This is a genomic window from Streptomyces jeddahensis (assembly GCF_001642995.1).
Lineage (GTDB): Bacteria > Actinomycetota > Actinomycetes > Streptomycetales > Streptomycetaceae > Streptomyces > Streptomyces jeddahensis.
In genome coordinates this window covers 1-22,392 of the sequence record NZ_LOHS01000110.1, presented here as the reverse complement: position 1 = coordinate 22,392, position 22,392 = coordinate 1, and the positions used below count along the sequence as shown (strand labels likewise).

Here is a 22,392-nt window from a genome sequence, read left to right as displayed (position 1 = left end):
GCCCTCCGCCGCCCGGCCCGCCCCCCGGCACATCCACGATCACGGCGCTCGCGGGCGGCCCCTGTTCCCTGGCGGCCTCGCGAGCCGTCCGGCCGCCCCGCAGCCCGTCCCACACCTGCAGCGGATCCGTGCCCGCGGGCCCGGCCCCCGCGGCGTACAGGAGCTGCCCGTCCGGCGTCTCCAGGAACACAGGGTTGCCGCTGAAGTCCGCCAGGATGCTCAGCACCTGAGGCACTCCGCCGCCGCCCAGCAGCGCCTCGGTGCACCGCCGGTGCACCTCCTCGGCCCGCTGCAGCAGCGCGTAGTGGCCGTTGACGATCTCGGTGTGCACCTCCTCCGTGACCGCCACGAAGGGCACCTCGCGGTGCAGCTGAACCAGGGGCAGGCCGACCGTCCGCGCGGTCTCCACCATGGCCGCGGGCAGGCGCGGGAAGCGCGGCCCGAGTTCGACGACGAGCGCCGCGATGCCGCGCTCGGCGAGCCCCCGTACGAAGGCGCGCTGTTCGGCGGGGCGGCTGCCGAGCCCGAGCCCCGTCGTCAGCAGCAGCTCGCCGCCCTTGAGCAGCGAGGCGATGTTGGGTGCCTCGCCCGCGTGCACCCAGCGGACGGTGCGCTGCAGCAGGTCGGCTCCGGCGAGGACCTCCGGAAGCCCGCTGCGCAGCCCCGGCAGCTCGAGTGCCCGCTGCACGGTGATACCGCCCTGCGTCTCCATCCTCCGGACGTTACCCGGGCTCGTGTTCCAGCGACATCTCCCCCTCATTACGCCGGGCCGCACCAGGGCCTTGGTTGCGACAACTCGTCGCCCGCGCACGGGAAGACCGCGACTCGGTGTCGCTTGTGCAGTGCGTCGGCCAGCCGTCACCCTGACGAATCCGCGCGACGGTGCCGGTTCGATCACCGACGTTCCGCCGCAGGCAGACACGGCGAGGTCGTGGGGACGCCCGAACACCCATGGCCGATCCGCCGGACAGCCGCAGGCACACCCGGAAGAGGAGCCACATGTCCGACAAGCCAGCACCCGAAGTACAGCGCCTCAAAGCGAACTCCGTAGGACTGGTCGGAGTCGTCTTCATGGCGGTGGCCACCGCGGCGCCCATCACCGCCATGACCGGCAACCTCCCCATCGCCGTCGGCTTCGGCAACGGCACGGGGGCACCCGCCGGCTTCCTCTTCGCCACCATCGTCCTGACGGTCTTCTCCGTCGGCTACGTCGCCATGGCCAAGCGGATCACCGCCGCCGGCGCCTTCTACGGCTACATCTCGCACGGCCTGGGCCGCATCGCCGGCATGGCCTCCGGAATGCTCGCCGTCCTCGCGTACATCGTCTTCGAGGCGTCGATCGTCGGCGTCTTCGCGTACTTCACGAAGACCACCGTCCACGACCAGCTCGGCGTCGACCTGCCGTGGATCGTGTACGCGGCCCTGATGCTCGCCGTGACCGGAGTCCTCGCGTACTTCGACATCAACCTCACCGCCAAGGCGCTGGGCGTGATGCTGGTCGCCGAGATCGCCGTGCTGTTCGCGGTGGCCACCGCCGTACTGATCCACGGGGGCGGCCCGGACGGCATCCCGGTCGAGCCCGTCAACCCCAAGAACGCCTTCACCGGCGCCTCCGCCGGACTCGGCCTGTTCTTCGTCTTCTGGTCGTGGGTGGGCTTCGAGTCCACCGCGATGTACGGCGAGGAGTCCCGCGACCCCAAGCGGGTCATCCCGCGCGCGACGCTCATCTCGGTGATCGGCGTCGGGCTCTTCTACATCTACGTCTCCTGGATGACCATCGCGGGCAACGGCCTGAAGGAGTCGGTCGAGATCTCGTCCTCCACCAGCCCGCTCGACCTGTTCTTCGACCCGGCACACGCGTTCATCGGCGCCTGGGCGGTCGACGCCTTCCAGTGGCTGCTGATCACGGGTTCGTTCGCCTGCGGCATGGCCTTCCACCAGTGCGCCGCGCGCTACCTCTACGCCATCGGCCGCGAGGGCTTCCTGCACCCGGCCCTGGGGCGTACGCACCCCGGACACGGCTCGCCGTACATCGCGTCGTTCGTCCAGTCGGCGATCGCCGTGGGCCTCGTCGGCGCCTTCTGGCTCACCGGCCAGGACCCGTACATCCACCTCTACACGCTGCTGGCGATCCTCGGCACGATGGCCATCCTCATCGTCCAGACGCTGTGCTCGTTCGCCGTCATCGGGTACTTCCGCAAGAACCATCCCGAAGACCGCCACTGGTTCAAGACCCTCGTCGCACCCGTCCTCGGCGGCATCGGCATGGCCGCCGTGGTCGCCCTCCTGGTGATCAACATGGACACGGCGGCGGGCGCGGCGGCGGACTCGCTCTTCTTCAAGGCCATCCCGTGGATCATCGGCCTCGTGTTCTTCGGCGGCCTGGGCCTGGGCGCGTATCTGAAGGCCAGGCACCCGGAGCGGTACGAGATCATCGGGCGGATCGTGCTCGACGACGCGGCGGAGCGGACGGACGACGGCGACGGCGTCGAGGAGACGCCGGAGGCCGCGGCGACGTCGGTCTAGCCAGGCGCGGGAAGGTGACACCTCACGCCGAGGTGTCACCTTCCCCGCCAATGCGGCCCTCGCGCCCCGCACGCCGATGGTGCGGGGGCGTCCGCCGTACGCCGGTGCCTAGCGGGCGTCCGGCAGTTCGGCCTCGATCAGTTCCACCGCGCGTGCGGTGCCGCCCTCCGCGCGGGCCTGGGCGCGCAGGTCGGCCGTGCGCGCGGCCACGTCCCGGTCGCCGGTGAGGGCGAGGAGTGCGGCGCGCAGGGCTTCGGGCGTCGCGTCGGCGGTGTCGACGCGGCGGGCGACGCCCAGCTCGACCAGCCGGTCGGCGTTGGCGAACTGGTCGACGTCCTGGGGGACGGCGATCATCGGGACGCCGCAGTACAGGCCCTCGGCGCTGCCGCCCATGCCGGCGTGGGTGACGAAGGCGTCCGCCTTGCGCAGCACCGCCAGCTGCGGCACCCAGCGGTGCACCTCGACGTTCTCCGGGAGGGGGCCCAGCGCGGCCGCGTCCACGTGCGTGCCGATCTGCAGCACCACGTACCAGTCGGAGAGCGGGCCGAAGGCGGCCAGGCAGGAGCGGTAGAACTCCGGCCGGTCCGTGTACGCCGAGCCCAGCGAGACCAGCAGCAGCTTCTTGCCCGCCGCGGCCGCCGGACGCTCCCACCGCTCCTCCCGCTCCCGCCCGGCCAGGCAGGGGCCGGTGAAGGTGATCCGCTTGTCGTCGACGTGGTCGGCGAACGGCTGCATGGCGCGCGGGACGGTGGCGACGCAGCGCGGGGGCACGCCGCTGAACTGCCACGGGTCGGTGGTGGTGGCGCCCTCGCGCACCAGCCAGTCGCGGAAGCCCGCCTCGTAGGCGTCGGCGCCCGGCAGCGCGCGGATGCCGTCCAGGACGTCCGGCGCCTCGGGGCCGGGCTCCCAGCCGGTGAAGGTCGGCGAGAGCTGGACGAGGGGCCTGCTCTGGCGCTCGGCCAGTACGCGGGCCGCGTAGCCGCCGATGTCGTACAGGTACAGGTCCGCGGGATGCTGCTCGTAGAACGGGGCGATCTGCTCCAGCGCGCCGATCGCGTCGTCGCGGAAGAGGGTCATCGCGGCGATCGGGTCGTCGGGCCAGGACGCGTCCGGGCCGACGGGCAGCGTGCTGCGGAAGCGCACCGGCTCGGCGCCGGTCGGCAGGATCGCGTCGGCGATCCGGGGTGCGTCGAAGTCGTCGGCGTACGTCACGCGGTGGCCGCGGGCGACCAGCTCTCGGATGATGTCGAGGCTGGGCAGCACGTGGCTGATGGCCGGGACGCCGACCATGGCGATGTGGGCAGGGCGAAGACGCGTCATATCCGTCTCTCCTGGATTCCTGATACGGCCGAGCGGCGCGGCAGCCGAGTGGCGTGCGGCGGCTCGGGCGGCGGATTGGCATGGCGTGGGCATGGCTACCGACCCCGGCACGCGCGCATGCGTGCCGGGGTCGGGGCGGCGGGCCGAAGCGGGGCCCTCGGCCGGATCAGCCGTAGATCTGCAGGAAAGAGCTGGACATGCGCACGAGGCTAGGCGAGAGCGTGCGGTGATACCAGCGAATTCCGTCCCGGCAGGGCGCGCAGCGGCCCACCCGCGTCCAGGCCCACCCGCGTCCCGCCCACGTCAGCCTGCGTACGCCCCCGAAGCCGTGAGCCGCAGCGCCGTGTCGATCAGCGGCACGTGGCTGAACGCCTGCGGGAAGTTCCCCACCTGGCGCTGCAGCTTCGGGTCCCACTCCTCCGCCAGCAGGCCCAGGTCGTTCCGCAGCGACAGCAGCTTCTCGAAGAGGCGGCGGGCCTCGTCCACGCGGCCGATCATCGCCAGGTCGTCCGCCATCCAGAAGGAGCAGGCGAGGAAGGCGCCCTCGTCGCCCGCCAGGCCGTCGACGCCCGCCTCGTCACCCGCCGTCGGGTAGCGCAGGATGAAGCCGTCGGGGGTCGACAGCTCGCGCTGGATGGCCTCGATCGTGCCGATCACGCGCTTGTCGTCCGGGGGCAGGAAGCCCATCTGGGGGATGAGGAGGAGCGAGGCGTCGAGCTCCTGCGAGCCGTAGGACTGGGTGAAGGTGTTGCGCTCCTTGTCGTAGCCCTTCTCGCAGACGTCGCGGTGGATGTCGTCGCGCAACTCGCGCAGCTTCTCCACCGGGCCGTCCACGTCGCCGGACTCGATGAGCTTGATGGTGCGGTCGACGGCGACCCAGGCCATCACCTTGGAGTGCACGAAGTGGCGGCGCGGGCCGCGGACCTCCCAGATGCCCTCGTCCGGCTCGTCCCAGTGGTCCTCGAGGTAGCGGATGAGCTTGAGCTGGAGCAGGGACGCGTAGTCGTTGCGGGACAGGCCCGTCATGTGCGCGAGGTGCAGGGCCTCGATGACCTCGCCGTAGACGTCCAGCTGCAGCTGGCTCGCGGCGCCGTTGCCGACCCGCACCGGGGCGGAGTCCTCGTATCCCGGCAGCCAGTCGAGCTCCGCCTCGCCCAGCTCGCGCTCGCCCGCGATGCCGTACATGATCTGCAGGTTCTCGGGGTCGCCCGCGACCGCGCGCAGCAGCCACTCGCGCCAGGCGCGCGCCTCCTCGCGGTAGCCCGTGCGCAGCAGCGAGGAGAGGGTGATGGCCGCGTCGCGCAGCCAGGTGTAGCGGTAGTCCCAGTTGCGGACGCCGCCGATGTGCTCGGGCAGCGATGTCGTCGGCGCGGCGACGATGCCGCCGGTCGGGGCGTACGTCAGGGCCTTGAGGGTGATCAGGGAGCGGACGACCGCCTCGCGGTACGGGCCGTGGTACGTACAGTGCGCCACCCACTCCTTCCAGAAGTCCTCGGTCGCCTCCAGCGACTGCTCGGGCTCCGGCAGGGGCGGCGGCTCCTTGTGCGAGGCCTGCCAGGAGATGGTGAAGGCGACGCGCTCGCCGGGGGCCACCGTGAAGTCGCAGTACGTCGTGAGGTCCTTGCCGTACGTCTCCACGGGGGTGTCGAACCACACCGAGTCCGGTCCTGCGACGCCCACCGTGCGGTCGCCGATCTTGTGCACCCACGGTGTGATGCGCCCGTACGAGAAGCGCATGCGCAGGGCCGAGCGCATCGGGACGCGGCCGCTGACGCCCTCGACGATGCGGATCACCTGAGGGGCCCCGTCACGGGGGGGCATGAAATCGGTCACACGAACGGTGCCGCGGGGTGTGTCCCACTCGGATTCGAGGATCAGCGAGTCGCCTCGGTAGGTGCGGCGGTTCGCGGTCGGCGGTTCGGCGCCTGCCGGAAACGCCGGCCCGAGCCGCCAGAAACCGTGTTCCTCCGTGCCGAGCAGACCCGCGAAGATGGCATGCGAATCGAAGCGGGGCAGGCACAGCCAGTCGACCGTGCCGTCCCGGCAGACCAGGGCAGCGGTCTGCATGTCTCCGATTAGTGCGTAGTCCTCGATGTGCCCGGCCACGTACGTCTCCAGTCAAACGGCCATTGCGCCCTCAGGGGGCGCTAGCTCTGCGGTGAAGGGGAACGATCTTCAACAAGGGACTGACGAGCTGTTGTTCCGGGCGGGCTGGGGTGGTGCCTTGTGCCGGGCTGACTCGGCAGCGAATGTCCGAGCAGGATACGACGCACCGTAGGTCTCCGCGTGCCGCCTCGGTCAACCGTAATGAGCCGAAAGAGTGGGCGCAGGGTGACGTCTGTGGCGGACCGTGTGCGAGCCGTGTGCGGAGCGTGGCCGGGAGCGGTCATGCCTCGCCGCTGATACCCTGGTAGCCCGTGGACCGGTGGGCATTCTCCGGCGTTGCGAGACCCCCGAACCGCAGCGACGGCACCCCGGAATTCCGATCTCCCGGAATCCGAGAAAGCCGGCACGCAATTCAGACCGCGACCACGGGAGTTCCGCCTTGGCCATGCCGAATCGATCCTCGTCACCCTCGACGACCAAGCACATCTTCGTCACCGGGGGCGTCGCCTCCTCCCTCGGCAAGGGCCTGACCGCCTCCAGCCTGGGCGCGCTGCTCAAAGCGCGTGGTCTGCGGGTCACGATGCAGAAGCTCGACCCGTACATCAACGTCGACCCCGGCACGATGAACCCCTTCCAGCACGGTGAGGTGTTCGTCACCAACGACGGCGCCGAGACCGACCTGGACATCGGTCACTACGAGCGCTTCCTGGACGTCGACCTCGACGGGTCCGCGAACGTCACCACCGGCCAGGTCTACTCGACGGTGATCGCCAAGGAGCGGCGCGGCGAGTACCTGGGCGACACCGTGCAGGTCATCCCGCACATCACCAACGAGATCAAGCACCGCATCCGCCGCATGGCCACGGACGACGTCGACGTCGTGATCACCGAGGTCGGCGGCACGGTCGGCGACATCGAGTCGCTGCCGTTCCTGGAGACCGTCCGCCAGGTCCGCCACGAGGTCGGCCGCGACAACGTCTTCGTCGTGCACATCTCGCTGCTGCCCTACATCGGCCCGTCCGGCGAGCTGAAGACCAAGCCGACCCAGCACTCGGTCGCGGCCCTGCGCAACATCGGTATCCAGCCCGACGCCATCGTGCTGCGCGCAGACCGCGACGTGCCCACCTCCATCAAGCGCAAGATCTCGCTGATGTGCGACGTCGACGAGGCCGCCGTCGTCGCCTGTGTGGACGCCAAGTCGATCTACGAGATCCCGAAGGTGCTGCACACCGAGGGCCTCGACGCCTACGTCGTGCGCAAGCTCGACCTGCCGTTCCGCGACGTCGACTGGACCAGCTGGGACGACCTGCTCGACCGGGTCCACAACCCCGAGCACGAGGTGAACCTTGCGCTCGTCGGCAAGTACATCGACCTGCCCGACGCCTATCTGTCGGTCACCGAGGCGCTGCGTGCGGGCGGCTTCGCCAACCGCACCCGCGTCAAGATCAAGTGGGTCACCTCGGACGACTGCAAGACCCCGGCGGGCGCCGCCGAGCAGCTCTCGGACGTCGACGCGATCTGCATCCCCGGCGGCTTCGGCGACCGCGGCGTGAGCGGCAAGGTCGGCGCCATCCGGTACGCCCGCGAGAACAAGATCCCGCTGCTCGGCCTCTGCCTCGGCCTGCAGTGCATCGTGATCGAGGCCGCGCGGAACCTCGCGGACATCCCCGACGCCAACTCCACCGAGTTCGACTCCGCCACCGCCCACCCGGTGATCTCCACCATGGCCGAGCAGCTCGACATCGTCGCCGGCGAGGGCGACATGGGCGGCACCATGCGCCTCGGCATGTACCCGGCGAAGCTCGCCGAGGGCTCGATCGTGCGCGAGGTGTACGGCGGCAAGGAGTACGTCGAGGAGCGCCACCGCCACCGCTACGAGGTGAACAACGCCTACCGCGCGGAGCTCGAGAAGAAGGCCGGCCTGCAGTTCTCCGGCACCTCGCCGGACGGCAAGCTCGTCGAGTACGTCGAGTACCCGCGCGACGTCCACCCGTACCTGGTCGCCACCCAGGCGCACCCCGAGCTGCGCTCCCGTCCGACCCGGCCGCACCCGCTCTTCGCCGGCCTCGTCAAGGCGGCCGTCGAGCGGCAGCAGGCTGCCCGCAAGACGGGCAAGACCGGGAAGTAACACAAGGGCGATACGGTTGCCGGGGTACGCGCTTTCGGGCGGCGTGCCCCGGTTTCTGTTTTTGTTCAGTGTTTGCGCGTTCTGTTCGAGCGCGCAGTAGGAGGGCAGATCGACATGACGATCAAGGACACCGCCGAGGAGTGGGAGATCCGGGCGACGGACACCCCCTTCGTGGGGAACAAGACCTCCGTCCGCACGGACGACGTCGTCATGCCCGACGGAACCGTCGTACGCCGCGACTACCAGGTCCACCCCGGCTCCGTGGCCGTCCTCGCCCTCGACGAGCAGAACCGCGTCGTGGTCCTGCGCCAGTACCGGCACCCCGTGCGGCAGAAGCTCTGGGAGATCCCCGCCGGGCTCCTCGACGTACCCGGTGAGAACCCCCTGCACGCCGCGCAGCGCGAGCTCTACGAGGAGGCGCACGTCAAGGCCGAGGACTGGCGCGTGCTGACCGACGTCTACACCACCCCCGGCGGCTGCGACGAGGCCGTCCGCATCTTCCTCGCCCGCGAGCTGTCCGAGGCCGACGGCGACCGCTTCGAGGTCGAGGACGAGGAGGCGGACATGGAGCTCGCCCGCGTACCGCTCGACGAGCTGGTGCGCGGTGTCCTCGCCGGCGAACTGCACAACAACTGTCTGGTGGTGGGCGCCCTCTCGCTCACCGCGGCGCTCAACGGCCCCGGCCTGGACAGCCTGCGCCCGGCCGAGGCGCCGTGGCCGGCCCGGCCCTTCGAGGCCTGAGGCGGCCGGCGGGCCCCGCGCGGGCGTGGAGCCGAAGACCAGCCCGTCCCGCCGCCGATCCGACGATCGGCTGATCCGATCGAGGGACGTCCCCGCCGTGCTCGCACGGGATCGTTGCAGAGAGTGAACTACCCTCTGGAAACACCCCGTCAGAAAGTCCCGGCGGGATCGTGTGCGCAGTGTGACGGGAGCGTGGCCCGTGGCGGATCAGGCGGTGGACACCGACGGCGCTGAAGTGCCGGGGGAGGGGCGGCAACCGGCTGCCGGGTCCGCTCCTGCGGAGAGTCCTGTTCATCCCCCCGAGGCCCCGAAGGCCAGTCAGTTCCTCGGCCGCACAAGGGAGTTGAAGGAACTCCGTGCGGACATCGAGCGCGCCGGGCTCGACACCCTCGCGGGACGCAAGGCCCCCCGCGCCCGCGTGCTGCTGATCGCCGGAAAACCCGGCTCAGGTCGCACGGCGCTCGCCGAAGAGCTGGTACGGCAGGTCGCCGGCCGTTACCCGGACGGTGTGCTGCGCGCCCGGCTGACCGAGCCGGGCGGCACGCCGGTGCCCACCGAGCGCACAGCCCGCGCACTCCTCGACGCCCTCGATCTCCCCGCCCCGCCCGGAGCCGCGGAGGACGACCTCACCGAGGCGCTGCGCGGCGCCTTCGCAGGCCGCCGCTTCCTGCTGCTCCTCGACGACGCCGCGGACGCCGAGCAGGTCGACGCGCTGCTCCCGGACAACCCCGACTGCCTCGTCGTCGCGGTCTCCGGCGGGCCGCTGACCGGGATCCCCGACGTACGGCCCTGCACACTCGGCGGCCTCGACACCAAGTCCGCGGTCGAACTCCTCGGCCGGTTCACGGGAGAGGTGCGCATCACCTGCGACCCGCACTCCGCCGAGACCTTGGTCGAGCAGTGCGGCGGGCAGCCCGCGGCACTGCTCCTCGCCGGGGGCTGGCTCGCCGCCCGCCCCAAGGCGTCGGTGGCCGACCTGGCGAAATGGCTGTGCGGCGAGACCGACGAAGGACCGGCCCTCGAGCGGGTCTTCCGGCACGCGTACGTGGCGCTCCCGTCGGTCGCCGCGCGGACCCTGCGCCTGCTCTCGCTCGCCCCCGCCGGCCTCGTCGACCCGCACACCGCGTCCGCGCTCGCGGGCTGCTCCGTCTCCACGGCCCAGGCGCGGCTGGACGAGTTCGCCGCACTCGGACTGGTGCGGCCCGGCTGGAGCGTCCCGGAGGCGAGCAGCATGAACCCTGCCTCGCCGCTGCCGCAGTACGAGGTGCCCGGCTGCCTGATGCCGCTGCTGCGCGAGCTGACCGAGTCGCTGGACCGCTCCGCCGAGATCCAGCTGGCCCGCGCCCGGATGCTGGAGCGGACGGTACGGCTGCTGCAGTCGTGCCGCGCCACCACCGAACCCGACGGCTCGCCCGCCCGCAAGAAGCTCGCCGGAATGCCCCGCGCCCTGCGCTTCCCGAGCCCCGCTGCCGCCGCCGAGTGGCTGCAGGTCCGGCAGCCCGCGCTGCTCGCCGCCGCCCGGCTCGCGGTCGCCGACGGCGAACTGGACACCCTCGCCCGCCGGCTCATGGCCGCCCTGGTGCGGGCGCTGGTCGCACACCGCGGCACGGAGGCGGCCGCTCCTGAGCTGTACGGCATCCACGGCCTCGTACTCGACGTCGCCGAGCGCCGTGGCCTCCACCGCGAGAAGGCCGCGGCGCTGCTGAACCTCGCGGACCTCGACGCCCGCACAGGCCGTACGCAGCAGGCGCTGACCCGCTACCGGGCGGCCCTCGACGCCGGGCGGCAGGCGAACGACCCGTATGCGACCAGCCGCGCGATGGAATCCGTAGGCGGCGCCTACCAGGAGCTGGGGGACTGGCACCGGGCCGCCGACTGGTACGGGCGCGCCCTGGCGCAGCGGCTCACCAACGGCGAGCGCAGGGACGCGGCCCGGCTGTACGGGCGCCTCGGCACCGTGCACACCTACGCGGGCCGCTACGGCGAGGCGCTGCGCAACTGGCGGTCGGCGGTCGCCGCGTACCGCAGGGCGGGCGATGTCCCCGCCCTGGCCAGGGCGTTGAGCGAGATGGCGCGGGTGCAGGAGTACGCGGGGCGGCCGGAGGAGTCGCTGCGTACCTGCCAGGAGGCCGTCGAGCGGGCGCGGCACGCCCGTGATCTGCGGCTGCAAGGCGCGCTGCAACTGCGGCTCGCCGACACGCTGGAGCGCCTCGGAGACCCGGCCGCGGCCCGGCTGCACCGGGGAGCGGCCGAGCGGCTGCTGGGGCCGGAGGCCAAGGGGAGCGCCCGGGAACAGCGTGCGGACGAGCAGGGGGGCTCGGCCGGCACACAGGCAGGGGCGGACGGCCCGGTCCGCGCGACCGGCTCGGCGGGGGCGGACGGCCCGGCCCGTGTGGACGCCTCGGGGGGCGCGGACGGCGCGGCCAGCGCGACCGGCTCGGCACGTGCGGACGGCCTGGCGGGCGTGGACGGCCCGGCACCGACGGGCGGGGACGTCTCGGCGGGCGCGGACGGCCGGGCGGAAGGGGAGGCCGCTACGGCAGCGGCGGGCGGAGAGGCCGCCACGGCACCGGCGGGCGGAGACGCCTCGGCGGGCGCGGAAGAAGCGCAGGGCGCGGGACAGGAAGCCTGCAGAACCACGGGCTGAGCGCCCGGCGGGCCGGGGCATCAATGGCGCAGACCTCTAGCGCCTACGAAATCCGTAGTGCATTCGCGAGAGATGGATGCATTGAAAGGCTAGACAGCCAGAAATCCTTCATTAGACTGGCTGCGCCGCCTAGTTTTGCGGTGTCTCCCGGTGCACCCCTGTGCATCCGGGTATGTGTTGCATTGCCCCGAAAATCCCTGAGCCAAGGACCGTGATCGACGATGAAGGTCGGCATCCCCCGCGAGGTCAAGAACAACGAGTTCCGCGTGGCCATCACCCCGGCCGGCGTGCATGAGCTCGTGCGCAACGGCCACCAGGTCGTCGTCGAGCGGAACGCCGGTGTCGGCTCCTCGATCCCGGACGACGAGTACGTGGCGGCCGGCGCGCAGATCCTGGAGACGGCGGACGAGGTCTGGGCCGCCGCCGACCTGCTGCTCAAGGTGAAGGAGCCCATCGCCGAGGAGTACCACCGCCTCCGCAAGGACCAGACGCTCTTCACCTACCTGCACCTGGCCGCGTCCAAGGAGTGCACCGACGCGCTGCTCGAGTCGGGCACCACCGCGATCGCGTACGAGACCGTCGAGCTGCCCAGCCGCGCGCTGCCGCTGCTCGCCCCGATGTCCGAGGTCGCGGGCCGTCTCGCACCGCAGGTCGGCGCCTACCACCTGATGGCCGCGAACGGCGGCCGTGGTGTGCTGCCGGGCGGCGTCCCGGGTGTGCCCGCGGCCAAGGCCGTCGTCATCGGCGGCGGTGTCTCCGGCTGGAACGCCGCACAGATCGCCATCGGCATGGGCTTCCACGTGACCCTGCTCGACAGGGACATCAACAAGCTCAAGGAGGCGGACAAGATCTTCGGCACGAAGATCCAGACCGTCGTCTCCAACGCCTTCGAGCTCGAGAAGGCCTGCCTCGACGCCGACCTCGTCATCGGTGCCGTGCTCATCCCGGGCGCCAAGGCCCCGAAGCTGGTCACCAACGAGCTCGTCTCGCGTATGAAGCCGGGAAGTGTCCTTGTCGACATCGCGATCGACCAGGGCGGCTGCTTCGAGGACTCGCGTCCGACCACGCACGCCGAGCCGACCTTCCGCGTGCACAACTCGGTCTTCTACTGCGTCGCCAACATGCCCGGCGCCGTCCCGAACACCTCGACGTACGCGCTCACCAACGCCACCCTCCCGTACATCGTGGAGGTCGCGAACCGCGGCTGGGCCGAGGCGCTGCGCCGTGACGCGGCGCTGGCCAAGGGCCTCAACACGCATGACGGCAAGGTGGTTTACCGCGAGGTCGCCGAGGCACACGGCCTGGACCACGTCGAACTCGAGTCCCTGCTCGGCTGACCGTCAACGGCGTACGTCAACACCGCTCACCCGGCCGGACCTTGCCCGACAAGGTCCGGCCGGATGTGTGTCGGCTCACTTTGCGAGACTCGCTCAACTTGCCTCGAACGTAGCGGTTCAACCGATTCGTACACCCGCGAAACACGGCCAATGACTGCTGTACGCCCTTGACAGAGGGGTGTTCGGTTGCCGACACATCGGGCCGGGTCCGGTGGATTGTGTTGCTGCGGACCGGTGACACGCCATAGAGTCGCCAACCGTCGGCATGGTGCCACGCTGACCTATCTAGAAGTTTCCTGGTCACCAAGGAGGTAAGACGACTTGTGAATGAGTCGACATTTACTCCCGGGGGTGGTCAACCAGGAATGCCTGCGCAGGGCCCAGGGCCCACGGGGCTCGAGGCTGTCGGCTCCGTCGCTGTCCGTACCTTCGCAGCCCACCAGAGTCCCCGGACGACTCAGACAGCACACCAGAGCATGGATGGCCATCACGTGAACGCCATGGCCGGCAACGGAAGCGGCGAGGTCCACAACCACTTCGCCGACTACGACGAACTGCCCGACGGGCACTTCTACGACCCGGACGCCGAATACGAGCCCGACCCCGAGTACGCGGCCACGCTCGCGCCCGACGCCGCTCGCCAGCGCCGCGAGCGCATCGGCCCGACCGGCCGCCCGCTGCCCTACTTCCCGATCCCGGGCCCGCTGACCGACCACGGTCCCGCGAAGATCATCGCGATGTGCAACCAGAAGGGCGGCGTCGGCAAGACGACGTCGACCATCAACCTGGGCGCCGCGCTCGCCGAGTACGGGCGCCGGGTGCTGCTCGTCGACTTCGACCCGCAGGGCGCGCTGTCCGTGGGCCTCGGCGTGAACCCGATGGAGCTCGACCTCACGGTCTACAACCTGCTCATGGAGCGGGGGATGTCCGCGGACGAGGTCCTGCTGAAGACGGCGGTCCCGAACATGGACCTGCTGCCCAGCAACATCGACCTCTCGGCCGCCGAGGTGCAGCTGGTGAGCGAGGTGGCGCGCGAGTCGACGCTCCAGCGCGCCCTGAAGCCGCTCATGGCCGACTACGACTACATCGTGATCGACTGCCAGCCCTCGCTCGGCCTGCTGACCGTCAACGCCCTGACCGCGGCGCACAAGGTGATCGTGCCGCTCGAGTGCGAGTTCTTCGCGCTGCGCGGTGTCGCGCTGCTCACCGAGACCATCGAGAAGGTCCAGGAGCGGCTCAACCCGGAGCTTGAGCTCGACGGCATCCTCGCCACGATGTACGACTCCCGGACCGTGCACAGCCGTGAGGTCCTCGCGCGCGTCGTCGAGGCGTTCGACGATCACGTCTACCACACGGTGATCGGCCGGACCGTGCGCTTCCCGGAGACCACCGTCGCCGGTGAGCCGATCACCACGTACGCCTCGAACTCCGTCGGTGCCGCCGCCTACCGCCAGCTCGCCAGGGAGGTGCTCGCCCGGTGTCACGCCGAGTGAGTCTGCCGGGGGCCGACGAACTGTTCCGTACCACCGGGGGAATGGCGCTCCAGGCGTCCACCCCGAGGCGCCCGGTCAACGGCGAGGCCAGGGTTCCTGGTCCGGCGGGCGAGAGCGACGCCGCTGCCGCCGCGGAGGACGCACAGTCGCCGTCGGCGGGTGCGGCGGCCCAGGGCGTCGACGACCGCGAGAGTGCCGAGCACGCCGCCGCGGACATCGAGTCCGAGGCGGGCGAATCCCGCAGCCGGTCGGCTGCGGCGGAGGGCGAGAGGGCGGCGGGGCGCCGCAGGGCGCTCAAGGACGGTTCCGCTTCCGGGGCTCCGGGGGCCGGGGGGCAGTCGGCGGGCGGATCTGCGGCGTCGGCCGCGTCCGGTGCGGGTGCCGCGTCCGGTGCGGCTGCCGGGACCGCGCGGCGGCGCGGCCGGGCCGCGGCGCGCAGGCCCAGTGGGCGCGAGCGCCACGACGAGAAGATCACGGTGTACGTCTCCGCCGAGGAGCTGATGGACCTCGAGCATGCACGACTCGTGCTGCGCGGGGAGCACGGTCTTGCGGTGGACCGCGGGCGGATCGTGCGGGAGGCTGTCGCGGTCGTCCTCGCGGACCTCGAGTCGCGGGGCGACGCCAGCATTCTTGTGCGGCGGCTTCGGGGGCGGTAGGGGGTAGGCGGTAGCCTGCGAGCTCGTACGCGGGCCTGGGCCCGCGATTCCTTCGTACTCTGCCCTGGACCGTAATGCCGCCGACCTCTGACGACTCGCCGCCTGTGTCGCCTCGGGCTGCCCGTAGGCGGGTGCTGGGGCGTGGGCCGGGGGCGGCGGCAGGTGAGGCGCCATTGGCGCCTCCGCAGGAGGCTCCTGCGTCTCCTGCGGAGGCGGCGCCGCCTTCGGCGGAGAGTCCGGCTGAGGCCGAGGTTCGTGGGTCCGGTGCGGACCGTGGCGGGTTGTGCCCACCCGTTCCGCCCTGCGGAACGCCTGCCCACAACCCTGAGGCGGCGCCAGCCGACGCCCCTGAGGTGCCCGCCTCCGTCGACGAGCCCAAGGACGGGAAGTTCAAAGTTCGGCTGGCGAACTTTGAAGGGCCCTTTGATCTGCTTCTGCAGTTGATCGCCAAGCACAAGCTCGATGTCACCGAGGTCGCGTTGTCCAAGGTGACCGATGAGTTCATGGCGCATATCCGGGCCATGGGGCCGGACTGGGATCTCGACCAGACGACCGAGTTCCTCGTCGTGGCGGCCACGCTGCTCGATCTGAAGGCGGCGCGGCTGCTGCCCGCCGCCGAGGTCGAGGACGAGGCCGATCTCGCGCTGCTCGAGGCCCGCGACCTGCTGTTCGCGCGGCTGCTGCAGTACCGCGCGTACAAACAGATCGCGGACATCTTCGGCGGGCGCCTCGACGACGAGGCGCGCCGCTACCCGCGTACCGTCGGCCTCGAGCCGCACCACGCCGAGCTGCTGCCCGAGGTCGTCATCACCATCGGTGCGGAAGGGTTCGCGAAGCTCGCCGTCAAAGCGATGCAGCCCAAGGCGAAGCCGCAGGTGTACGTCGATCACATCCACGCCCCGCTGGTGAGCGTGCAGGAACAGGCCGGGATCGTCGTGGCGCGGCTGAGAGAGCTCGGTGAGGCCAGCTTCCGTCTGCTGGTCGAGGACACCGACGACACGCTCACCGTCGTCGCCCGCTTCCTGGCGCTGCTGGAGCTGTACCGGGAGAGGGCCGTGGCCCTCGAGCAGGAGACGGCACTCGGCGAGCTGCTGGTGCGCTGGACCGGCGGGGACGGCGACGAGCAGCCGAGGGTGACGGACGAGTTCGACCGTCCGCCCGAGGAGGCCCCCGAGGAGGCCGAAGGACCCACGGGCGGCGAAGCCAAGGACGAGGAGGAGAAGGCATGAGCAGTGAGGAGACGACCGAGAGCCCCGCCGGACTGCGTACCGTCGCGGATCTCGAGCTCAAGCCCGCCCTCGAGGCCGTCCTCATGGTCGTCGACGAGCCCGCGACCGAGGAGCACCTGGCCAAGATCCTGGAGCGACCCCGGCGGGCCGTCGCCGACACGCTGCGCGAGCTGGCCGACGAGTACACCGTGCAGGGCCGCGGCTTCGAGCTGCGGCTGGTGGCCGGCGGCTGGCGGTTCTACACGCGGCCCGAGTACGCCGCGGCAGTCGAGGGCTTCGTGCTCGACGGGCAGCAGGCGCGGCTCACGCAGGCCGCGCTGGAGACGCTCGCCGTCGTCGCGTACCGCCAGCCGGTCAGCCGGTCCCGGGTCTCCGCGGTGCGCGGCGTGAACTGTGACGGCGTGATGCGGACCCTGCTCCAGCGCGGTCTGGTCGAGGAGGCGGGCACGGAACCCGAAACAGGTGCGATCCTGTACAGGACGACGAACTACTTTCTGGAGCGGATGGGCCTGCGCGGCCTGGACGAGCTCCCGGAGCTCGCGCCCTTCCTCCCGGAGGCGGAGGCGATCGAGGCCGAGACGCAGGAAGGGGTTCCGTCGTTCGATCCGGACGCACCGGATCCGGATTCAGACGTACGCGACACGACGACGACGGAACTTTGATGCGAAGCAGCGGCAGGAACAGCAGCGGACGCGGCAACTACCGGGGGGCCGGTAACCAGCGCGACGACAAGCAGAAGCGCGCCGGGCGGCCCCGTCCCGAGGAGCGCCGCTACAACGTGGGCGGTTCCGGTGGCCCCGGCGGCCAGGGCGGCGACGACTCCAAGAAGGGGCGCGGTGCCGCGGCCCGCGGTGGCGCGAAGGGCGGCCCCAAGCAGTCACAGCAGCGCGGCGGCCGTACGGCCCCGGCGCGCTCCCGCGAGTACGAGGCCAGGGCCGAGGAGCGCAACCGCGAGCGGTACGCGGGCAAGAAGGACATCAAGCTGCCCAAGACCTTCCCGGGCGCCGAGCAGGAGGGCGAGCGGCTGCAGAAGGTCCTCGCGCGGGCGGGTTACGGCTCGCGGCGTGCGTGCGAGGAGCTGATCGAGCAGGCGCGCGTCGAGGTCAACGGCGAGATCGTCCTCGAGCAGGGCCTGCGCGTCGACCCGGAGAAGGACGAGATCAAGGTCGACGGGCTGACCGTGGCCACGCAGTCGTATCAGTTCTTCTCGCTCAACAAGCCCGCCGGTGTCGTGTCGACCATGGAGGACCCCGAGGGCCGTCAGTGCCTCGGGGACTACGTCACCAACCGCGAGACGCGCCTCTTCCACGTTGGACGGCTCGACACCGAGACCGAGGGCGTCATCCTGCTCACCAACCACGGCGAGCTGGCCCACCGGCTGACCCACCCCAAGTACGGCGTCAAGAAGACCTACCTCGCGCACATCGTCGGCCCGATCCCGCGCGACCTGGGCAAGCGCCTCAAGGACGGCATCCAGCTGGAGGACGGGTACGCGCGCGCGGACCACTTCCGCGTCGTCGAGCAGACCGGCAAGAACTACCTGGTCGAGGTGACCCTGCACGAGGGCCGCAAGCACATCGTGCGCCGCATGCTCGCCGAGGCGGGGTTCCCCGTCGACAAGCTCGTGCGCGTCGCCTTCGGGCCGATCACGCTGGGCGACCAGAAGTCGGGCTGGCTGCGGCGGCTGTCGAACACCGAGGTCGGGATGCTGATGAAGGAAGTCGACCTGTAGGTCGTTCTCCTTCGGCGACGTGGCGGCCGGTTCCCGTGGTGACGGGAGCCGGCCGCCTTCTTATGTCCGCCTCTTGTGCCGCCTTCTTATGCCCTTGTGCTCGCACAGCCCCGCTGTTTATAGTCATCACGACTATTAAGGAGGTGGGCGGATGCGCGGGTACGACAAGTACGCCTTCGAACCCTTCGCCGTCACGGTCGACCTCGCCGTCTTCACCGTCCGCGCGGGCGAGCTCCAGGTGCTGCTCGTCGAGCGCGGGCAGGAGCCGTACGCGGGCAGGTGGGCGCTGCCCGGCGGCTTCGTCCTGCCCCATGAGTCCGCAGAGACGGCCGCCCGGCGCGAGCTCGCCGAGGAGACCGGGCTCGCGGACGTCTCCGGGCTCCACCTGGAGCAGCTGCGTACGTACAGCGAACCCGACCGCGACCCCCGGATGCGTGTCGTCTCCGTCGCGTACACCGCGCTCGTGCCGGACCTTCCGGAGCCGCGCGGCGGCGGCGACGCGGCACAGGCCCGGTGGCTGCCCTACGGCGGCACCGGGCCGCTCGCCTTCGACCACGACCGGATCCTCGCCGACGCCCGCGAGCGCGTCGGCGCCAAGCTCGAGTACACCTGCCTCGCCACGTCGTTCTGCCCCTCCGAGTTCACCCTCGGCGAGTTGCAGCAGATCTACGAGACGGTCTGGGGCACCGCGCTCGACCGGCCCAACTTCCGGCGCAAGGTCCTTGCCACACCCGGCTTCGTGGAGCCGGTCCCCGGTGCCGCACGGCTGACCGGAGGCCGCGGCAAACCCGCCGCCCTCTACCGCGCCGGCACCGCCACCACCCTGCACCCCCCGCTGCTGCGACCGGAAGGACGGCCTTCATGACCTCAGCGACGACACCGGTACGGAGGACGGGCATGAAGCGTGCCGCGACCGGCTCCCTCATCGGGCTCGCCCTCGGAGACGCGCTCGGCTTCCCGACGGAGTTCAACGATGTGCCGTCGATCCTGGCCAAGTGCGGCTCGTGGCGGGAGATGGAACTCCCGAAGCCCGCGATCGTCACGGACGACACCCAGATGACGCTGGCGCTCGGGCGCGGCCTGCGTACCGCCATGGACAGCGGCCCGCTCGCTCCGCAGCGCATGGAGCGGCCGGTGCGCGAGGAGTTCGTGGACTGGTACCGGTCGCCGGAGAACAACCGCGCCCCCGGCAACACATGCCTGGTCGCCTGCGGCATGCTGGAGGCGGAGGGCCGGATCTGGCAGGAAGCCAGCCAGATCCATTCAAAGGGCTGCGGCGCGAACATGCGGGTCGCTCCTCTCGGGCTGATACCGGGGCTCAGCGACGAACAGCGCGCGGGCGCCGCCCAGTTGCAGTCGGCCCTCACCCACGGCCACCCCACAGCGCTCGCCGCGTCCGACCTCACCGCGCACGCCATACGTCTGCTGGCGCAGGGCGCCGAGCCGACGGGCCTGGTCGGGCTGCTGCGCTCGTACGCGTACGACAACCGCACCCGCTACCACGAGCGCTGGCTCGGCGGGCTGTGGACCCGGAGCCAGGACCCCAGCCCCGAGCACTTCATCGCGCGCGGCTGGGACGAGTGCCTGGCGGCCCTGGAACGCCTGCAGCAGGCCCTGCGCAACCCCTCGCCCGAGACCGATCCGTGCCTGGCCACGGGAGAGGGCTGGATCGCCGAAGAGGCGCTCGCCACGGGCCTGCTGTGCTTCCTGCTCTTCGTGGACGAGCCGGTCACCGCCCTGCGCCGGGCCGCCTGCACGTCCGGCGACTCGGACTCGATCGCCTGCCTGGCGGGAGCGTTCGCGGGCGCGCACCTGGGCGCCGAGGCGTGGCCGGGGGAGTGGGCCGACCGCATCGAGTACCGGAGCGAACTGGTGACCCTCGGCGCGCTCTGGGACGCGTGACCCACGACGTCAACGAGGCGCAGGCCGCGTCAGCGCTGTCGGACGCCCCGAGTGCGTACGACGTCCTGCATGACGTCGTCGTCCGGATCCGTCTGGAGCGCTGAGGCACGGCGCACGCGTATCAGGAAGTCCTCGACCCGGGCCCGGTCCGGCTCCGGCGGGAGCGGGCTGCGGGCGGCGGCCGCGTCCGCCTCGGCGGCCAGGCGGGCTATGCCGGACTCGACCTCCGGCCAGGGGATCTCGCCGCGCTTCACCGCCAGCAGCGGCTCCCGCTGGTCGCCGACGTCGATCGTCAGCTCGCCTGTCCGGAGGAGGTCGCGGCAGCTCATGAGCAGACGGAGCAGGTGCATGGCGTGCTTCCAGCGGGGTGCGCCGTGCTGCCGGACGTCCGCCTCCAGCTTCTTGCGCTGGCCGAGCGCATAGCGGATGAACGTCTCGTGGACCTGGCGGGAGAGGAACGCGTCGCGCAGGGCGACGAGCTCGCTGCCTGTCTCGTCGGCGTACTCGACGAGCGGTGAGTGCAGGCACTCCAGGACGTTCGGGTTGGCGCGCAGCGCGAGCTCGCAGAAGCGCTCCAGCTCCCACGAGAACTGCTCCTCCGCCGGGCCGTCGACGTGCGTCGGCGGCTTCTCGAAGCGCCAGAAGAGCCGGGTCGGTGCGAGGAACACCCCGCGGCGGTCCGTGTCGCTGGCCTCCGTGGCCAGGCCGAAGGCGCGCGAGCCCAGCACGCAGGCGTAGACCGTGTGGTGGCGTACGAGGTCCTCGGGGAGCATGCCCGCGAGCGTACGCGCGGCTGCTAGGCGAGGCGGATCGAATGGACCCGGGCAACCGCGTCCAGAGTGGACCGGGTCGCGTCCGCAGCGCGCCGGACCGCGCGTAGGTTCCCCTGCTCAGGACCATCGGTCAGTACGCCGCGCCCGTCTCGGCAAGCGGGCGTAGCGCACGCGCGCGTACCGCGCTGACTAGGCTGGCCACACAGGCATGCAGCAGGTATGCGGGTACGTACGCGAACAAGGAGCGACACCGTGGCGGTACGAGCGGTCCGGGGCGCCGTCCAACTCGAGCGGGACGAGGCCGGGCACATGGGCGAGCAGGTCGGCGAGCTGCTCACCGCCATCATCGAGCGGAACGGGCTGACCACCGACGACCTGATCAGCATCTGGTTCACGGCCACCCCTGATCTGCACAGCGACTTCCCGGCGGCCGCCGCCCGCAAGCTGGGCATCGTGGACGTGCCGCTGATCTGCGCGCAGGAACTCGACATCGAGGGCGCCATGCCGCGCGTCGTACGGGTCCTCGCACACATCGAGTCCGACAAGCCCAGGTCCGAGATCGCGCACGTCTACCTCGGCGCCGCGGCCGCACTCCGCAAGGACATCGCCCAGTGAGAACAGCCCTCGTCATCGGAACCGGCCTCATCGGCACCTCCGCCGCCCTGGCGCTCGCGGGCCGCGGCGTCACCGTCCACCTCGCCGACCACGACCCCGAGCAGGCCCGCACCGCCGCCGCGCTCGGCGCCGGCACGGACGAGGCGCCCGAGGGCCCCGTCGACCTCGCGATCGTGGCGGTACCGCCCGCGCACGTCGCCGCGACCCTCGCCGACGCGATGCACAGGGGCGTGGCCCGCGGCTACCTCGACGTGGCCAGCGTCAAGGGCGGCCCGCGCCGCGACCTGGAGGCGCTGGGTCTGGACCCGTCCGTGCTGTCGAAGTACATCGGTACGCACCCCATGTCAGGCCGCGAGAAGTCCGGGCCCCTCGCCGCGACCGGCGACCTCTTCGAGGGGCGCCCGTGGGTTCTCACGCCCACCCGCGACACCGACACCGAGGTGCTCAACCTCGCCCTGGAGCTCGTCGCGCTCTGCCGTGCCGTCCCGGTGGTCATGGACGCCGACGCCCACGACCGTGCGGTCGCCCTCGTCTCGCACATGCCGCATCTGGTGTCCAGCATGGTCGCGGCCCGCCTGGAGCACGCCGAGGAGACCGCGGTACGGCTGTGCGGCCAGGGCATCCGCGACGTCACGCGCATCGCCGCCTCCGACCCGCGGATGTGGATCGACATCCTCTCCGCGAACCCCGGGCCGGTCGCCGACCTGCTCGCCGACGTCGCCGCCGACCTCGACGAGACGGTGCAGGCCCTGCGCGCCCTTCAGTCCTCGGACGAGGCCAAGCGGCGCGAGGGCGTCACGGGCATCGAGGACGTGCTGCGCCGGGGCAACAGCGGCCAGATCCGCGTCCCCGGCAAGCACGGCGCCGCACCAGCCCTCTACGAGAGCGTCGTCGTGCTCATCAACGACCAGCCGGGCCAGCTGGCCCGGATCTTCGCGGACGCGGGGATGGCCGGGGTCAACATCGAGGACGTGCGGATCGAGCACGCGACGGGGCAGCAGGCGGGCCTGGTGGAACTGATGGTGGAGCCGAAGGCTGCGCCGGTGCTGACCGCTGCGCTGCGGGAGCGGGGGTGGGCGATCCGGCAGTAGCCGGCTCGCCCCTCGGACTGGCCACAGGTGCCCGACGCTGAGGGGGTGCCGCTGTGCCCACCCGTGCCGCCCCAGCGGCACGACTGCCCACAGCGG

General features: G+C 71.4%; 18 protein-coding genes. 14 read left to right on the top strand and 4 right to left on the bottom strand.

The genetic code is table 11. From position 1 onward, the window contains the following. The coding region (locus STSP_RS25725) for a PucR family transcriptional regulator ligand-binding domain-containing protein (protein WP_198547439.1) at positions 1 to 712 on the bottom strand (712 nt) is incomplete at its 3' end. A 287-nt stretch (positions 713 to 999) separates the two neighbouring features. On the opposite strand from STSP_RS25725, the gene STSP_RS25720 reads away from it, so the two are divergent. Next, the gene (locus STSP_RS25720) at positions 1,000 to 2,526 is read left to right on the top strand and encodes an APC family permease (protein ID WP_067282718.1); all 1,527 of its coding nucleotides are present in this window, start codon (positions 1,000 to 1,002) and stop codon (positions 2,524 to 2,526) included. A gap of 108 nt (positions 2,527 to 2,634) precedes the next feature. Here the strand turns inward: STSP_RS25720 and STSP_RS25715 are convergent, their stop codons facing one another. Beyond that, positions 2,635 to 3,846 (bottom strand): macrolide family glycosyltransferase, encoded by a 1,212-nt coding sequence (locus STSP_RS25715; protein ID WP_067282716.1) that lies wholly within the window; start codon positions 3,844 to 3,846, stop codon positions 2,635 to 2,637. Between the two features lie 303 nt (positions 3,847 to 4,149). Continuing rightward, positions 4,150 to 5,952, bottom strand: a complete 1,803-nt coding sequence (locus tag STSP_RS25710) for a glycoside hydrolase family 15 protein (RefSeq protein WP_067282713.1) — start codon at positions 5,950 to 5,952, stop codon at positions 4,150 to 4,152. A gap of 445 nt (positions 5,953 to 6,397) precedes the next feature. On the opposite strand from STSP_RS25710, the gene STSP_RS25705 reads away from it, so the two are divergent. The 11 genes from STSP_RS25705 to STSP_RS25655 all read left to right on the top strand — a co-directional run bounded on the left by STSP_RS25705 (position 6,398) and on the right by STSP_RS25655 (position 19,817). Then, complete coding sequence (locus tag STSP_RS25705) at positions 6,398 to 8,080, top strand: CTP synthase (RefSeq protein ID WP_067282711.1); 1,683 nt, start codon at positions 6,398 to 6,400, stop codon at positions 8,078 to 8,080. Between the two features lie 114 nt (positions 8,081 to 8,194). Further along, positions 8,195 to 8,821, top strand: coding sequence for an NUDIX domain-containing protein (locus tag STSP_RS25700; RefSeq protein WP_067282709.1), 627 nt, complete (start codon positions 8,195 to 8,197; stop codon positions 8,819 to 8,821). Positions 8,822 to 9,020: 199 nt separating this feature from the next. Next, the gene (locus STSP_RS25695) at positions 9,021 to 11,468 is read left to right on the top strand and encodes a tetratricopeptide repeat protein (protein ID WP_232789790.1); all 2,448 of its coding nucleotides are present in this window, start codon (positions 9,021 to 9,023) and stop codon (positions 11,466 to 11,468) included. A gap of 221 nt (positions 11,469 to 11,689) precedes the next feature. Further along, a complete protein-coding gene (gene ald / locus STSP_RS25690) occupies positions 11,690 to 12,805 on the top strand; it encodes an alanine dehydrogenase (protein ID WP_067282706.1) in 1,116 nt (371 codons plus the stop codon). A 365-nt stretch (positions 12,806 to 13,170) separates the two neighbouring features. Then, positions 13,171 to 14,298 (top strand): ParA family protein, encoded by a 1,128-nt coding sequence (locus STSP_RS25685; RefSeq protein ID WP_078067501.1) that lies wholly within the window; start codon positions 13,171 to 13,173, stop codon positions 14,296 to 14,298. Continuing rightward, on the top strand, positions 14,283 to 14,954 hold the full coding sequence (locus STSP_RS25680) for a hypothetical protein (RefSeq protein WP_078067500.1): 672 nt from the start codon (positions 14,283 to 14,285) through the stop codon (positions 14,952 to 14,954). Before STSP_RS25685 ends, STSP_RS25680 begins: the two co-directional genes overlap by 16 nt. A 74-nt stretch (positions 14,955 to 15,028) precedes the next feature. Then, complete coding sequence (locus STSP_RS25675) at positions 15,029 to 16,183, top strand: segregation and condensation protein A (RefSeq protein WP_078067499.1); 1,155 nt, start codon at positions 15,029 to 15,031, stop codon at positions 16,181 to 16,183. After that, on the top strand, positions 16,180 to 16,845 hold the full coding sequence (gene scpB / locus STSP_RS25670) for an SMC-Scp complex subunit ScpB (RefSeq protein ID WP_067282698.1): 666 nt from the start codon (positions 16,180 to 16,182) through the stop codon (positions 16,843 to 16,845). The genes STSP_RS25675 and scpB overlap by 4 nt, the downstream gene beginning before the upstream one ends. Beyond that, a complete protein-coding gene (locus STSP_RS25665) occupies positions 16,845 to 17,915 on the top strand; it encodes a pseudouridine synthase (protein ID WP_067282696.1) in 1,071 nt (356 codons plus the stop codon). The genes scpB and STSP_RS25665 overlap by 1 nt, the downstream gene beginning before the upstream one ends. A gap of 151 nt (positions 17,916 to 18,066) precedes the next feature. Continuing rightward, positions 18,067 to 18,780 (top strand): NUDIX hydrolase, encoded by a 714-nt coding sequence (locus STSP_RS25660; RefSeq protein WP_067282693.1) that lies wholly within the window; start codon positions 18,067 to 18,069, stop codon positions 18,778 to 18,780. Then, entirely contained in the window at positions 18,777 to 19,817 is a 1,041-nt protein-coding gene (locus STSP_RS25655; protein WP_107441397.1) for an ADP-ribosylglycohydrolase family protein, read from the top strand. Before STSP_RS25660 ends, STSP_RS25655 begins: the two co-directional genes overlap by 4 nt. 29 nt (positions 19,818 to 19,846) lie before the next feature. Here STSP_RS25655 and STSP_RS25650 read toward each other — a convergent pair whose 3' ends face one another. Further along, on the bottom strand, positions 19,847 to 20,590 hold the full coding sequence (locus tag STSP_RS25650; protein WP_067282689.1) for a nucleotidyltransferase domain-containing protein: 744 nt from the start codon (positions 20,588 to 20,590) through the stop codon (positions 19,847 to 19,849). 252 nt (positions 20,591 to 20,842) lie between these two features. On the opposite strand from STSP_RS25650, the gene aroH reads away from it, so the two are divergent. Beyond that, positions 20,843 to 21,205, top strand: a complete 363-nt coding sequence (gene aroH / locus STSP_RS25645; protein WP_067282686.1) for a chorismate mutase — start codon at positions 20,843 to 20,845, stop codon at positions 21,203 to 21,205. After that, on the top strand, positions 21,202 to 22,296 hold the full coding sequence (locus STSP_RS25640; protein WP_067282684.1) for a prephenate dehydrogenase: 1,095 nt from the start codon (positions 21,202 to 21,204) through the stop codon (positions 22,294 to 22,296). Before aroH ends, STSP_RS25640 begins: the two co-directional genes overlap by 4 nt. Positions 22,297 to 22,392: the final 96 nt, after the last annotated feature.

Bases quoted from the DNA above. Each gene is read 5' to 3' on its own strand.
- STSP_RS25720 (WP_067282718.1), top strand. From the start codon at position 1,000: ATGTCCGACAAGCCAGCACCCGAAGTACAGCGCCTCAAAGCGAACTCC.
- STSP_RS25715 (WP_067282716.1), bottom strand. From the start codon at position 3,846: ATGACGCGTCTTCGCCCTGCCCACATCGCCATGGTCGGCGTCCCGGCC.
- STSP_RS25705 (WP_067282711.1), top strand. From the start codon at position 6,398: ATGCCGAATCGATCCTCGTCACCCTCGACGACCAAGCACATCTTCGTC.
- STSP_RS25700 (WP_067282709.1), top strand. From the start codon at position 8,195: ATGACGATCAAGGACACCGCCGAGGAGTGGGAGATCCGGGCGACGGAC.
- ald (WP_067282706.1), top strand. From the start codon at position 11,690: ATGAAGGTCGGCATCCCCCGCGAGGTCAAGAACAACGAGTTCCGCGTG.
- STSP_RS25685 (WP_078067501.1), top strand. From the start codon at position 13,171: ATGCCTGCGCAGGGCCCAGGGCCCACGGGGCTCGAGGCTGTCGGCTCC.
- STSP_RS25675 (WP_078067499.1), top strand. From the start codon at position 15,029: ATGCCGCCGACCTCTGACGACTCGCCGCCTGTGTCGCCTCGGGCTGCC.
- scpB (WP_067282698.1), top strand. From the start codon at position 16,180: ATGAGCAGTGAGGAGACGACCGAGAGCCCCGCCGGACTGCGTACCGTC.
- STSP_RS25665 (WP_067282696.1), top strand. From the start codon at position 16,845: ATGCGAAGCAGCGGCAGGAACAGCAGCGGACGCGGCAACTACCGGGGG.
- STSP_RS25660 (WP_067282693.1), top strand. From the start codon at position 18,067: ATGCGCGGGTACGACAAGTACGCCTTCGAACCCTTCGCCGTCACGGTC.
- STSP_RS25655 (WP_107441397.1), top strand. From the start codon at position 18,777: ATGACCTCAGCGACGACACCGGTACGGAGGACGGGCATGAAGCGTGCC.
- STSP_RS25650 (WP_067282689.1), bottom strand. From the start codon at position 20,590: ATGCTCCCCGAGGACCTCGTACGCCACCACACGGTCTACGCCTGCGTG.